Source organism: Ornithinimicrobium carbonis (assembly GCF_050703245.1).
Taxonomy (GTDB): Bacteria; Actinomycetota; Actinomycetes; order Actinomycetales; family Dermatophilaceae; genus Ornithinicoccus.
In genome coordinates this window covers 255,429-268,248 of record NZ_CP192647.1, presented here as the reverse complement: position 1 = coordinate 268,248, position 12,820 = coordinate 255,429, and the positions used below count along the sequence as shown (strand labels likewise).

The 12,820-nt window shown below is 71.9% G+C and carries 11 protein-coding genes and 2 pseudogenes; 7 read left to right on the top strand and 6 right to left on the bottom strand.

Translation table 11 applies throughout. From position 1 onward, the window contains the following. Positions 1 to 53: 53 nt before the first annotated feature. The 7 genes and pseudogenes from maeA to ACQ95T_RS01345 form a co-directional block, all read left to right on the top strand. Positions 54 to 1,277 (top strand): annotated as a pseudogene (gene maeA / locus ACQ95T_RS01375) (oxaloacetate-decarboxylating malate dehydrogenase); the annotation flags it as partial. Next, a complete protein-coding gene (locus tag ACQ95T_RS01370; protein ID WP_431473881.1) occupies positions 1,172 to 1,771 on the top strand; it encodes a malic enzyme-like NAD(P)-binding protein in 600 nt (199 codons plus the stop codon). The pseudogene maeA and the gene ACQ95T_RS01370, both read left to right, overlap by 106 nt. A 231-nt stretch (positions 1,772 to 2,002) precedes the next feature. Then, the gene (locus ACQ95T_RS01365) at positions 2,003 to 2,266 is read left to right on the top strand and encodes a heavy-metal-associated domain-containing protein (RefSeq protein WP_425943021.1); all 264 of its coding nucleotides are present in this window, start codon (positions 2,003 to 2,005) and stop codon (positions 2,264 to 2,266) included. A 210-nt stretch (positions 2,267 to 2,476) separates the two neighbouring features. Next, on the top strand, positions 2,477 to 4,585 hold the full coding sequence (locus ACQ95T_RS01360) for a heavy metal translocating P-type ATPase (RefSeq protein WP_425943020.1): 2,109 nt from the start codon (positions 2,477 to 2,479) through the stop codon (positions 4,583 to 4,585). Between the two features lie 233 nt (positions 4,586 to 4,818). Further along, positions 4,819 to 5,310 carry a hypothetical protein gene (locus tag ACQ95T_RS01355; protein ID WP_425943019.1) on the top strand — a complete coding sequence of 164 codons (492 nt, stop codon included), beginning with the start codon at positions 4,819 to 4,821 and terminating at the stop codon, positions 5,308 to 5,310. Positions 5,311 to 5,668: 358 nt separating this feature from the next. Further along, positions 5,669 to 6,583: an alpha/beta fold hydrolase gene (locus tag ACQ95T_RS01350; protein WP_425943018.1), complete on the top strand. Its 915-nt coding sequence runs from the start codon at positions 5,669 to 5,671 to the stop codon at positions 6,581 to 6,583. Positions 6,584 to 6,708: 125 nt separating this feature from the next. Then, positions 6,709 to 7,284 (top strand): 1-acyl-sn-glycerol-3-phosphate acyltransferase, encoded by a 576-nt coding sequence (locus ACQ95T_RS01345; RefSeq protein ID WP_425943017.1) that lies wholly within the window; start codon positions 6,709 to 6,711, stop codon positions 7,282 to 7,284. Between the two features lie 61 nt (positions 7,285 to 7,345). Here the strand turns inward: ACQ95T_RS01345 and ACQ95T_RS01340 are convergent, their stop codons facing one another. The 6 genes and pseudogenes from ACQ95T_RS01340 to ACQ95T_RS01315 all read right to left on the bottom strand — a co-directional run bounded on the left by ACQ95T_RS01340 (position 7,346) and on the right by ACQ95T_RS01315 (position 12,789). Beyond that, positions 7,346 to 8,365 (bottom strand): NAD(P)-dependent alcohol dehydrogenase, encoded by a 1,020-nt coding sequence (locus tag ACQ95T_RS01340; RefSeq protein WP_425943016.1) that lies wholly within the window; start codon positions 8,363 to 8,365, stop codon positions 7,346 to 7,348. Positions 8,366 to 8,374: 9 nt separating this feature from the next. Further along, complete coding sequence (locus tag ACQ95T_RS01335) at positions 8,375 to 9,244, bottom strand: ABC transporter permease subunit (RefSeq protein WP_425943015.1); 870 nt, start codon at positions 9,242 to 9,244, stop codon at positions 8,375 to 8,377. Further along, positions 9,241 to 10,190, bottom strand: a pseudogene (locus tag ACQ95T_RS01330) (ABC transporter ATP-binding protein). The gene ACQ95T_RS01335 and the pseudogene ACQ95T_RS01330 overlap by 4 nt, the downstream one beginning before the upstream one ends. 129 nt (positions 10,191 to 10,319) lie before the next feature. Continuing rightward, a complete protein-coding gene (locus tag ACQ95T_RS01325; protein ID WP_425943013.1) occupies positions 10,320 to 10,817 on the bottom strand; it encodes a DUF6326 family protein in 498 nt (165 codons plus the stop codon). Between the two features lie 161 nt (positions 10,818 to 10,978). Continuing rightward, entirely contained in the window at positions 10,979 to 11,632 is a 654-nt protein-coding gene (locus ACQ95T_RS01320) for a response regulator (protein WP_425943012.1), read from the bottom strand. Continuing rightward, entirely contained in the window at positions 11,629 to 12,789 is a 1,161-nt protein-coding gene (locus tag ACQ95T_RS01315) for a sensor histidine kinase (RefSeq protein ID WP_431473422.1), read from the bottom strand. The genes ACQ95T_RS01320 and ACQ95T_RS01315 overlap by 4 nt, the downstream gene beginning before the upstream one ends. Positions 12,790 to 12,820: the final 31 nt, after the last annotated feature.

Genomic DNA, 12,820 nt, shown 5'->3' with positions numbered 1-12,820 from the left:
AGGGGGTGGAGGGGACCGTTGGCCCGGGGCGCCGAAGGTGGCAGGGTGGACCCATGAAGCGTGAGTACGAGCAGGCCACCGCCGTCGGCAACGCGAAGCTGCGGATCCGGACCCGAGGCCGGGCGGTGCTGTCCAACCCGATGACCAACCGGGGGACGGCGTTCACCGAGGCGCAGCGGGAGGCGCTCGAGCTCGACGGGCTGATGCCGACCGCGTTCACCACCATGGAGAACCAGACCCGGCGGGTCTACGACCAGTTCCGTTCGACCAAGACGATGCTCGGCAAGTTCCTCGCGCTGAACGCGCTGCGCGACCGCAACGAGGTGCTCTTCTACCACCTGCTCTCGAGCCACCTGGAGGAGATGCTGCCGGTCGTCTACACGCCCACCATCGGGGAGGCGATCGAGCGGTTCAGCCACACCTACAACCGGCCGCGCGGGGTCTTCCTCTCGATCGACCACCCGGAGAAGGTCGAGCAGGGGCTGCGCAACTACGGGCTGGACTCCGAGGACGTGGACCTGGTGTGCGTCACCGACTCCGAGGGCATCCTGGGCATCGGCGACCAGGGCATCGGCGGCATCCAGATCGCCATCGGCAAGCTGTCCGTCTACACCGCCGCGGCGGGGATCCATCCCCGACGGACCATCCCGGTCGTCCTGGACACCGGCACCGACAACCTCGGCCTGCTCTCCAGCGACCTCTACCTCGGCGAGCGGCACGCCCGGGTGCGCGGCGAGCGCTACGACGAGTTCATCGACCAGTTCGTGCAGACGGTGACCAAGCTCTTCCCGCACGCGATGATCCACTGGGAGGACATCGGCACCGCCAACGCGCACCGGATCCTGGAGCGCTACCGCGACGAGGTCTGCACCTTCAACGACGACATCCAGGGCACGGCGGCCGTCGTGCTGGCCGCCCTGCTGGCCGGCGTCGACGTGACCGGCACCAGCCTGGACGAGCAGCGGATCGTCATCTTCGGGGCCGGGAGCGCCGGCATCGGCATCGCCGACCTCGTCAAGGACCAGATGCTGCGCTCACGGACCGCGCGGAGCGAGGAGGAGGCTCACGGCCGATTCTGGTCGATCGGCCTGCAGGGGCTCTACGTCGACGACGACGACACCCTGCACGACTTCCAGCGGCCCTACGCCCGGCCGCGGGCCGAGGTCGCGGCCTGGGACGTGAAGGACCCGGGGAACATCGGGCTGATGGACGTGATCCGCAACGTGCGGCCCACGATCCTCATCGGCACCTCGACCAAGGGCGGGGCCTTCACCCAGGAGGTCGTGGAGGAGATGTCCCGGAACAACCCGCGGCCGATCATCTTTCCGCTGTCCAAAACCCCACGAGCCGGGCCGAGGCCACCCCCGCCGACGTCCTGCGGTGGTCCGACGGACGGGCGCTGGTGGCGACCGGCAGCCCGTTCGAGCCGGTCACCCACGACGGGATCCGGCACACGATCGCCCAGTCCAACAACGCGCTCATCTTCCCGGGTCTCGGGCTCGGCGTCGCCGCCTGCGGGGCCACCCGGATCACGCCAGGGATGATCGCCGCCGCCTCCCAGGCCCTGGCCAGCCTCGTCAACGCCTGGCGCCCCGGCGCCCCCCTGCTGCCCGGCATCGGGGAGCTGCGCCTGGTGTCGGCCACGGTCGCGATCGAGGTGGCCAAGCAGGCCGCGGTCGAGGGCGTCGCCGACCGGCCGCTCACCGACCCCGTGCAGCAGGTGTACGAGCGGATGTGGCAGCCGCGCTACCCCGAGGTCGAGGCGATCTGAGGGAAGGGCTTCCCTGGGACGTCGGGGGGCCTCGCGCGTCGGGGGGCCTCGCGCGTCGGGAGGCTCGCGCGCCGGGGGGCCTCGCGCGTCGGGGGGCTCCTGCGTCGGGGGGGCTGCCACCGTGGTCCGGTCCGACTTGACCTGCGTCAAGGAACCGACGGCGCATCGTCCGTAGCTTGAGGTCATCAGCCCCGAACGGGGGCGTGACACCACCAGCGAAAGGACGCCGTGATGACCACCACGAGCACCGACCGGACCGCCGACACCACGACCGCCACCACCCGGACCACCCTGCGCGCCGAGGGCTTCTCCTGCCCGTCCTGCGTGGCCAAGATCGAGAAGCAGGTCGGCCGCCTCGCCGGTGTGGAGTCCGTGAAGGTGCACTTCGCCTCGGCCCGCATCGAGGTCACCCACGACGAGGCGCTCGTGAGCGTCGACGACCTCGTCGCCGCGGTCGCCAAGGCCGGCTACACCGCCCGCCCGGCCGCCTTCTGAGCCCACCGGCACCCGCGGCTCCCGTCCTGGGGCCGCGGGTGCACGGCGTACGCGGGCACGGCATACCCCTGAGCGGCGGCGCGGCATACCCCGGCTCCCCCGCACGGCATACCCCGGCTCTGCGGCACGGCATACCCCCGGCTCGCAGACCTTCTCCCCCGGTGCGCACCGCGCGCCTCCAGCTCATCCTGCGAAAGAAGTTTCTCCACCATGAACCAGATCCAGACCTGGCTGCACGGCCGGTGGGCCGTGCCCACGCTCTCCGGGTCGGCGATCCTCGCCTCGCTCGTGCTGAGCCGGGTGCTGGACCTGCCGGGCTGGGGCGACGTCCTGATGATCCTCGCCGCCGTCGTGGCCGGGACCCCCGTCGTGCTCAAGGCCTGGCAGGCCCTGACCGCCAGGGTCGTCGGCATCGACCTGCTCGTCTCGATCGCCGCGATCGGTGCCGTGATCATCGGCAACTACTGGGAGGCGGCAGCGGTCACCTTCCTCTTCGCGGTGGGGCACGCCCTGGAGGCGGCCACCCTCAACAAGACGCGGTCGGCGCTGGCCGAGCTGGTCGCGGTCGCGCCCGACGTCGCCGTCGTGCTGCGCGACGGGCAGCAGGTCGAGGTGTCGGCCGCCGAGGTGCGCCCGGGCGAGACCGCCCTCGTCAAGAACGGCACGAAGGTGCCGGTCGACGGCACCGTGTCCGGCGGCACCGGAGCCCTGGACGAGGCGTCCATCACCGGCGAGTCGATCCCGGTCGAGAAGTCGGCCGGCGACCCGGTGTTCGCCGGCACGATCGCCACCGGTGGGTTCCTGCAGGTCACCGCGACCGGTGTGGGTGCCGACACGACGCTGGCCCGCATCATCCACCGGGTCGAGGAGGCCCAGGACGCCAAGGCCCGCACGCAGGCGTTCATGGACCGCTTCTCCGCCTGGTACACCCCCGCGATCATCGTCCTCGCGCTCTCCGTCGGCCTGCTGACCCAGGACGTCGTCCTCGCCCTGACCCTGCTCGTCATCGGCTGCCCCGGGGCGCTGGTCATCTCCATCCCCGTCTCGATCGTGGCCGGCATCGGCCGCGGCGCCAAGGACGGCATCCTCATCAAGGGTGGCGAGTTCCTCGAGACCTCGGCCCGGATCGACGCGGTCGCGCTGGACAAGACCGGCACGCTCACCGAAGGTCGTCCGCGGCTCACCGACGTGGTCGCCCTGGGCGACGTCGACCGCGACGAGGTGCTGCGGCTGGCCGCCCGCGCCGAGGCGGGGTCCGAGCACCCCCTGGCCCGCCCGATCCTGGAGGCCGCCGCCGCCGAGGGCCTGCACGTCTCCGGCCTGCCCGAGCACACCGAACCGGTGCCCGGAAAGGGCATCGTCGCCACGCTCGACGGGCACCGGGTGGCCGTGGGCAACCTCGCGCTGGTCGGGGCCGAGCAGGGTGCCGTCGCGCACGACGCACCGGCCGGCAGCCTCGGCGCCGGTGACGTCACCGCCGGCGACGTCGCCGCCGGCGAGGCACGCGGGGCCCATCACCCCGCCGCCGACCTGGCCCGTGCCGCCCAGGTCGTCGAGGAGCTGGCCGCCGCCGGCCGCACCCCGATGGTCGTCTCCCGCGACGGGCGCATCCTCGGCGTCGTCGCGGTCGCCGACCGGGTCCGGGACGACGCCCCGGAGATGGTGCGCCGCCTGCACGCCGCGGGCGTCAAGAAGGTCGTCATGCTCACCGGCGACATCGAGCCGGTCGCCCGCGCCGTCGGCGCCGCCGTCGGGGTGGACGAGGTCCGCGCCGGCCTGCTGCCCGAGGACAAGCTTGAGGCCGTCGAGGACCTGCGGCGCCAGGGCTACGTCGTGGCCATGGTCGGCGACGGCGTCAACGACGCCCCCGCGCTGGCCACGGCCGACATCGGCGTGGCCATGGGCGCCGCCGGCACGGGCGTGGCCATCGAGACGGCCGACATCGCGCTCATGAAGGACGACCTGCTCAAGCTGCCCGAGGCCGTCTCGCTCGCCCGGCGCACCGTCAACAACATGCGGCAGAACATCGCGGTCGCACTGCTCACGGTCGCCGCGCTCCTGGCCGGCGTGCTCTTCGGCGGCGTCACCATGGCGATCGGGATGCTGGTCCACGAGGTGTCGGTCCTGGTCGTCATCGTCAACGCGATGCGGCTGCTGCGCCGCCACCGCGGAGCTGACGCCCGGTCGGGCCACGACCACCAGGGCCCGGGCCGCTCCGCCGACGGCGCACCGTCGGACGACGACGTGAGGCAGGGACCGGCCCTGAGGGACGGGCGGACCGTCAGGCAGGGACAGACCGTCAGCCCTGTCGACGCCTGACGCTCCCACCTGGGCACCCCCCGGCCGCCCCCCCGCCCCCCCGGCCGCACAGGTGAGGTCGGGATCGTCGGACCTCCATCGCCCACCACGGCGATGGAGGTCCTTCCTTCGCGACCTTGCCCCGTGGGCACCTCGTTCCCGAGGAACCCCGCGCCCTGCCGACCTCACACCGTGGGCACCTCGTGCTGCTCCCGGCCCCGCTTCCGACAGCGCGGGGTGGGTCAGAATGGGCCATGACCGCTCCCTGGCCCGACCTGACCGCCACGACATCCTCCCGTGACCTCTCGGGCCAGGCCGGCTTCCGGCTGATGCCCACCGACGACGTCGAGCCAGGCCCCGCCACGGCCAGGGTCGAGACCCGCGCGGGCGGCCACGCGCTGCTCGTGACCTACACCTGGACCCACCCGACGGACGGCCTCCAGGAGGGGGTGCTCCTCGCCGGCTCGCCCGACGACGAGGACGCCCTGGTCCGAGGCACCTGGCTCGACGCCTGGCACCAGCAGCCGGCTCCGATGACCCTCACCGGACGCCTCGAGGATGGGACTGTCGAGCTCGAGGGGCGGTATGCCGACACCTGGGGATGGCAGATCGACCTCACCTTCACCGCGGAAGGGCTGAGGATCGTCATGCGGAACGTCGTCCCGCAGGAGGCGCTGGCGCAGGTCCCCGAGGGAACGGGCGCCATGGCCGGGCCCTACGAGGTGATGGACCTCAGGGTGTCCTGAGCGCCCAGCCTGACGGGTCGCGGTCGATCCGGACCACCTGGACAGGCCCTCTCACCGGACTCCGGACGAGCGACAACCGGGCGCTGCCTCGGGCTGTCCCTCCACGACTCCGGCTGGCCAGTCGTGGTGGTAGAAGATCGTGGCCGCCCTCCCTCACCGTGGCCGCCCTCTTCACCGTTTCCGGCAGGCCGTACGACGGCATCTCCTTCCGCTCCTACAGCGCCGGTTCCTCCCTGGTGGTGCTGCGCTGTGGTCGCCGGTCCGACGCTCACCGCGCTCACCTGGCGGCTGGCTGACCGCGTCGGCACGTTGTCAGCGTGGCTCTTGTCGAGACCGTGAACGCCTGGGACCGTTGACCATGGTGACCGCGCCGACATCACCCACCGCGGAAGACTTCCGCGCAGCCATGGCGGAAGTCCCACAGATCGTCCACACGGCGTCGGGACCGTTCGAGTATGCAGAGCGGGGGCACGGCGAGGCGATCCTGTCCATCCACGGCTCGCAGGGCGGGTGGGACCAAGGTCTCGTGGCCGCGGAGCACCTGCGGCTGAACGGCTACCGGATCATCGCCCCGAGCAGGCCGGGGTACCTGGGCACACCGCTGTCGACCGGGCGGACGTTCGCGCAGCAGGGGGATGCCCTGGCGGCGCTCCTGGACGCCCTCGAGATCGAACGCATCCACGTGATCGCCGTCTCGGGCGGCGGCCCGGCGGCGTACGAGCTCGCTGCCCGCCACGGTCGCCGCATCAGCAAGCTCGTGCAGGTCGACGCCGTGTGCCTGACCGACCACGGTCCGAGCGCGATCGCGCAGGCGGGGGCGCAAGCGGCGGCGCAGGACTTCCTGCTCAAGGCGGTGATCTGGCTCCTGCGGCACGCCACGAAGCCGACACTCACCACGCTGTTGCGGTCCTTCGGCACCTACACCCGGCGCGCCGCGTCCGAACGGGCGGCGGTGCTCGCCGCACTCCCCGGCCGGACCGCGTGGCTGGAAGCCACCCTTGCAGCATCCCTCGGCGTGGCCCGGCGACGCCAGGGGATGAGGAACGACTTCACCGTCTCTACCCCTGCGCCACTGGAACGCATCACGTGCCCGACACTGATCGTCCACGGCCGCTCGGACAAGGTCGTCCCGCCGACCCATGCCGATCATGCCCACGAGCACATCGCTGGTTCCGAGCTCTACTGGATGGACGGGTCGCACCTCGCGTTCTTCCTCGAGGCTGCCGACACCGCACCGGCGTATGTCGCGCACTGGTTTCGCGACAGTCGGTGACACCTCGGCCGAGGACGCTCGGGCCCTGAGTGCCGCCGGGTAGGGGTCGAGCACCCAGCGGCGACAGCGAGCACCGCACCGGGAAAGGCTTCCAGCAACATCGGGCCCACGACTACCGTGGGCCCATGCTTCGACGCCTTGCGGCTCGCGCCTTCTGGTCGCTCAGCCGCTGGAGACTGTCCACCGCGCCCGCACCGGACCGGCCGACGGTGCTCGTCGGTGCACCCCACACCTCCAACTGGGACTTCGTCCTGATGCTGGGGATCACCTGGCGCCTGGACATGGACATCCGCTGGCTGGGCAAGCACACCCTGTTCACGGGCTGGCGTGGCCCGCTCATGCGTGCCCTGGGTGGCATTCCCGTCGACCGGTCGGACGCGGGCCGTGTCGTCGACGAGGTGGTGGAGCTCGTCCGCTCGGGCGAGGTCTTCGGGCTCGTGGTCACTCCCGACGGAACCCGTGGAGGGCACAGCCATTGGAAGTCCGGTTTCTACCGCATCGCCCGGGAGAGCGGTATGCCGGTGACGCTCGGTTATGTCGACCGCACCACGATGACCACGGGTCTGGGCCCGACCCTGGAGATCACTGGAGACATGGCCGCCGACATGGACCGCATCCGGGCGTTCTATGCCGACAAGGCAGGTTTCCGTCCAGACCTGCGCGTGGAGCCGCGGCTTCGAGAGGAGAGCCCACGGGTCTGACGGATCTGCTGCGCTCGCCCTCGGCCTCCACGGCACCACCCTCGACCACCAGATCCCCAGGTCAATCATCCCCGGCCTCCTTCGTCGATGGTTGCGGCCCGGCCTGGCTGCCGGGCACGGCGATGACGATCTTGGCCCGGGTGTGTCGCTCGGCGAGGTGGCGGATGGCCTCGGCGGTCTGGGCCAGCGCGTAGGTCGTCTCGATCACGGGCCGGACCGCTTCGGCGTCGATCAGCGCCGTGAGCGTCTCGAGGTCCTGGTGGGACGGCTGTGCCGCGAGCACGCGCAGTCGTTGGGACACGAACGGAGACAAGGCAAGCGCTCCGACGTAGCGCCCCAGCGGCCCGAGCACCGGACCGCCGAAACCGCTCGCCGAGACGAGCGTCCCCGTACGGGTCAACGCTCGTCTGCAGTCGGCCAGAGGGTGCCGGCCCGCGAGGTCGAGGATCACGTCGAAGCGCTGCCCGCCGCGGGCGAAGTCCTCCCGGGTGTAGTCGATCACACGGTCCGCACCGAGCGAGCGGACCAGCTCCACGTTCCGGGTGCTGCACACTCCGGTGACATCGGCGCCCAGCGTCTTGGCGATCTGCACCGCGAACGTGCCGACACCCCCTGACGCGCCGTCGATCAGCACCGCCTGGCCGGGCTGCACACCGCCGACGTCGCGCAGGCCCTGCAGGGCGGTGACGGCGGCGAGCGGCACCGCAGCGGCCTGCTCGAAGGTGAGGTTGGCCGGCTTGAGCGCCAGCAGCCGTTCGGGGACGCAGGCGAACTCTGCGAAGCTGCCGGTGGTGGTCTCGCCGTAGACGTCGTCGCCGGGACGGAACCGGGTCACAGCGGCGCCGACCGCCTCGACCCGGCCGGCCAGGTCACGTCCGCGGATGGCGACCCGTGGCCTGCGCAGGCCGAGTGCCGCGCGCATGACGTACGGCCGGCCGGTGGTGAGGAACCAGTCTGCGTGGTTGACCGAGGCTGCGCGCACGCGGACGAGCACCTCGTCCGGCCCGGGAGCGGGCTTGTCGACGTCCTGCAGTCGCAGGACGTCGCCGGCCCCGTACGCCTGCTGGACGATCGCGCGCATCACGGGGTGTCAGGCGTCGCGTCGGTGCAGCATGAGCGCGGCCGCTGCGAGAGGGACGAGGGCGTAGGCGGCCATCACGATCAGGCTCGCCTGTGTGGAGAGGTAGTCACCGTGCGTCCCGGCGCCTCCGGTGGTGAGGAGCGCTGAGGAGGCCGGCAGCGGCAGGTAGCTGACGATGGTCTCCACCCGGTCCAGACGGATGAAGCTGAGGATGCCGGGCAGCAGCAGCAGCACGGTCAGGGCGGCGGTCAGGCTGGCAGCGGTGGAGCGGAGGAGCGTGCCGACGCCGAGCGAGAACAGGGCGGCGGCGGTGAGGCAGTAGACCGAGCCGCCGAGCACGCGCCAGGTACCCGGGTCGTCGATGGCCGGGACGAGGTCGTACCGGGAGAGCTGGGGCATGGTGACCAGGTAGGACAGCGTCAGGCTGACGAGTGCCACCGCGGCGGCCAGGACGACGAGGGTGAGGACCTTGGCGCCCAGGACGGGGAGCCGGGTCGGGACCGCGGCGAACGTGGAGCGGATCATGCCGGTGGCGTACTCCCCGGTGAAGGACAGGGCGCCCAGGACGGCGATGGTGAGCATCCCGAAGGGGAAGCCGCTCGCGACGATCTCGGCGCCGTGCATCTGCTCGATGCCCGGGGCCAGGGCGGGGTCGTCGGCCATGGCGTCCAGCGACATGGCGAAGCCGACGGAGGCCAGCGTCATGAGTGCGGCCGTGGCCGTCACCGCCCACCACGTCGAACGCAGGGACAGCAGCTTGATCCACTCCCCGCGCACGACCCCGGCGAAGGTGGGCTGCACCTGCGCGACGGCGGGTGAGGTGGCGGCGGGCGCGGCGGCGGGTGAGGTCGTCGGGGGGTCGGCGGTCAGGGTGCTCATCGGGTCTCGGCCTTCTCGGTCCTGGACGTGGTGGGGGTGGTGTGGGCGCGGTACTCGACCGCGTCCTGCGTCAGGCGCATGTACGCCTCCTCGAGGCTGGCGCGGCGCGGGGACAGCTCGTGCAGCGGCAGCCCGTGCCTGGCGGCGACCTCGCCGACGTGCTCCGCGGTGGTCCCGCCGACCTCGAGCATCCCGGTCTCGGGGGAGGTGACGGTGGCACCGTCGGCGGTCAGCGCGGCGGCGAGCTCGCCGGCGCGCGGGGAGCGCACCCGCACACCGTCGCCGGCGACGGAGTCGATGACCTGCTGGACCGTCCCGGCGGCGATGATGCGACCGCGGCCGATCACCAGGAGCTGGTCGGCGGTCCGGGACATCTCGCTCATCAGGTGCGAGGAGATGAACACGGTTCGTCCCTCGGCGGCCAGGGCGCGCACGAACTGGCGGACCCACTGCACCCCCTCGGGGTCGAGCCCGTTGACCGGCTCGTCCAGGATGAGCGTCCTGGGGTCGCCCAGGAGGGCGGCGGCGATGCCCAGGCGCTGGCCCATGCCGAGGGAGAACCCTCCGACCCGCTTGGTCGCGACCCCGGCCAGGCCAGGCCGGTCATCTCGATGACCTCCCCGACCCGGGATGCCTGGATGTTGTGGGTGGCGGCCATGGCCCGCAGGTGCGAGCGGGCGCTACGGCCGGGGTGCACGGCGCTGGCCTCCAGCAGGGCGCCGACCTCCCGCAGCGGGGCACGGTGCTGCCGGTACGGCTTGCCGTTGACGGTGACGCTGCCCGAAGTCGGGCGGTCCAGTCCCATGATCATGCGCATGGTGGTTGACTTGCCGGCGCCGTTCGGCCCGAGGAACCCCGTGACGGTGCCGGGCGCGATGGTGAAGCTGATGCTGTCGACGGCGGTCTGGTCGCCGTAGCGCTTGGTGAGCTCGTGCGCCTCGATCATGAGCGGGGCCTCTCTGGGGAATGGGAGGGGAGGGGGTGGGACCGGACCGGGCTCAGCAGCAGAGGCTGAGGCAGGTGGCCGGGCCTGCGGGTGGGGCGGGCGACGTCGGGTATGGCGCGGGGCGGGCGGTCACGCCTGCTGCGGCGTGCGCAGCGGCTCGCTGTCGAGGCTGGCTGCCAGGGTCGCCGGCGATGCGGTGCGGCGTGGCCAGGTCCAGGCGGAGCGCAGGATGAAGGCCAGGATCAGCACCTCGAGTCCGATGGAGAGGCCGTAGAAGTAGGAGTAGGTCCAGGACTCCCCGTCCGCGTTGTAGATCGTGATGGGGATGAGGAGCGTCGCTACGACGAGGTTGATGGTGCGGTTGATGCGGGCGGGCATTGTCGTGGAGAGCAGGATCATCAGGCTCGGGATGGCCATGAGCGTGAGCGCGAGGGCGAGAAAGGTTGGGCCGGTGGCGAACTCGTGGACGATGCCGGCCAGGATGTCGTCGACGACACCGGGCTTGTAGAAGGCGAGAATGTCGACGTAGGCGTAGAGGAACATGACGCTCGTCCACGCTGCGGCGAGCTTGGCCTGCACCGGAATGCGCGGGTCCTGCAGTGCGGTGGTGGGTCGAGGTGCTCTCATCAGGGGCTCCGTTGTCGTGGTGAGGATCGGTGGTGGTTCCACGATCGTCGAGCTCGACGGCGGGCACATCGGCCCGGAGGCCGGAGCTGGGCCGGCCGATGGAACCGTCTGCGTCTCGTGCTTTCGGCTGATCCGCGTCGGGAGCGGGTCGGTGCTGACCGTCAGGTCTTGATACGGCCTGTCTCGTGGGCCCACATGGCGATCTCGACCCGGTTCCGGGCGTCGAGCTTGCGCATGAGGGCCGCGAGGTGTGTCTTGACGGTGCTGAGGCTGATGTGCAGTTCGTCGGCGATCTCGCTGTTCGTCCGGCCCTGGGCGACCGGGATCAGGACCTCCTCCTCCCGGCTGGTGAGCGGTTCGATCGGCTGCGCCGGCGACGACCCGGCGGTCTGGGCGAAGGTGGCGAGCAGCCGCGCCGTGATGCTCGGGGCGATGAGCGCGTCGCCGTGCGCGGCCGCCTGCACAGCCTGGGTGAGCAGGGCGGGGCCGGCGTCCTTGAGCAGAAAGCCTCGGGCGCCTGCCTTCAACGCGCCGTGCACGTACTCGTCGAGGTCGAAGGTGGTGATCACGACGACGGCCAGCGGGTCCTCCACGTCGGGGCCGGCGAGCTGGCGGGTGGCCTCGATCCCGTCGACGTCGGGCATGCGGATGTCGAGGAGGCAGACGTCGGGCCGGAGCCTGCGGGCGAGCCTGACCGCTTCGCGCCCGTCGGCGGCCTGACCGACGACCTCGATGCCGGGTTGCGCGTCGAGGATGATGGTGAGTCCGGCACGGACGATGTCCTGGTCGTCGGCGACGAGGACGCGGATCGTCATGCGGCCGCGCCCTGCTTCGGCAGCACCGTCTCGACGGCCCAGCCGCCCTCGGGGGCAGGCCCGGCCCGGAGGTTGCCGCCGAGGATGGTGGCCCGTTCGGTCATGCCGAGGAGACCGTATCCCTGGACGGGGTGACCAGCGGCGCTCACCTCGCCGTCGTCGCGGACGGTCAGGCGGACCTGGTCCCCCTCGCCGGTGACCCGGATGACGACGACCCGGGTCGCGTTGCGGGCGTGGCGCACCGCGTTGGTGACCGCCTCCCGGGCGATCCGGTGGAGGGCGACCCCGACGGAGGGGCTGAGGTGGTCGAGGTCGCCGGACAGGTGCACGTCGACCCGTGGATACCCTCCGTCGCTGCGGGCGAGGGATCCGATGTCGGCCACGCCCGGTTGCGGGGTGAGGTCGGGCTCCGCCCCGTCACGCAGGACGCGCACCATGGTGCGCATCTCCGCGAGGGTCCGCGACGCCGCGTCCTCGATGGCCTCCAGGGCCGCCAGTGCACGGTCTGGGTGCGTGGCAGCGGCGACGCGCCCGGCCTGGGCCGCGACGGCGATGGCCGAGACGTGGTGGCCGACCGTGTCGTGCAGCTCTCGCGCGAGCTGGTTGCGCTGGCGAAGCTTCGCCTGCTCGATGTCGCGGACGCGGGCCTTCGCGTGGTAGCGGAGCGCCATGCCGAGCGCGGCGGAGAACAGGAAGAACCCGTACCCGGCCACGATCTCGGCCACGCCGACCGGCTCGGTGACGTGCGCGACGGCAAGGGTGACGGCGAGCCAGACGACGATGATCCCCAGACCGACCGCGGCCTCGCGGCCCGCTCCCCATCGGAACAGCGAATAGGGCAGCACGAGCACGGCCGCGACGCTCACCAGCCCGGTCACGTCGAGGGTCAGCAGTCTGGCGACGTCGAACGCGGTCACCGTGCCGAAGGCGACCACGAGGGCGCCCAGCGGATGGGTGCGTCGCCACAACAGGGTGAGCGCCACCACGACGCCGACGCCGAGCACGAGCGGCCGCCACGCGGTCTCCTCGCGGAGCATCACCTCCAGGACGGACCACGACACGAGCGCAGCCGCGAGCACCCAGTCCCGCCACACGCGGACGGGCGGATGTGGAGGACGGGGTTCGGCCCACAGTGCCTGGAGGGCGTCGACCGCCATGACCTCAGCGTAGAGGGAACCGCGCCCGTGC

What these genes read in the sequence shown, in the direction of transcription:
- ACQ95T_RS01365 (WP_425943021.1), top strand. Translation starts at nt 2,003, where the DNA reads ATGACCACCACGAGCACCGACCGGACCGCCGACACCACGACCGCCACC.
- ACQ95T_RS01360 (WP_425943020.1), top strand. Translation starts at nt 2,477, where the DNA reads ATGAACCAGATCCAGACCTGGCTGCACGGCCGGTGGGCCGTGCCCACG.
- ACQ95T_RS01355 (WP_425943019.1), top strand. Translation starts at nt 4,819, where the DNA reads ATGACCGCTCCCTGGCCCGACCTGACCGCCACGACATCCTCCCGTGAC.
- ACQ95T_RS01350 (WP_425943018.1), top strand. Translation starts at nt 5,669, where the DNA reads ATGGTGACCGCGCCGACATCACCCACCGCGGAAGACTTCCGCGCAGCC.
- ACQ95T_RS01345 (WP_425943017.1), top strand. Translation starts at nt 6,709, where the DNA reads ATGCTTCGACGCCTTGCGGCTCGCGCCTTCTGGTCGCTCAGCCGCTGG.
- ACQ95T_RS01340 (WP_425943016.1), bottom strand. Translation starts at nt 8,365, where the DNA reads ATGCGCGCGATCGTCCAGCAGGCGTACGGGGCCGGCGACGTCCTGCGA.
- ACQ95T_RS01335 (WP_425943015.1), bottom strand. Translation starts at nt 9,244, where the DNA reads ATGAGCACCCTGACCGCCGACCCCCCGACGACCTCACCCGCCGCCGCG.
- ACQ95T_RS01325 (WP_425943013.1), bottom strand. Translation starts at nt 10,817, where the DNA reads ATGAGAGCACCTCGACCCACCACCGCACTGCAGGACCCGCGCATTCCG.
- ACQ95T_RS01320 (WP_425943012.1), bottom strand. Translation starts at nt 11,632, where the DNA reads ATGACGATCCGCGTCCTCGTCGCCGACGACCAGGACATCGTCCGTGCC.
- ACQ95T_RS01315 (WP_431473422.1), bottom strand. Translation starts at nt 12,789, where the DNA reads ATGGCGGTCGACGCCCTCCAGGCACTGTGGGCCGAACCCCGTCCTCCA.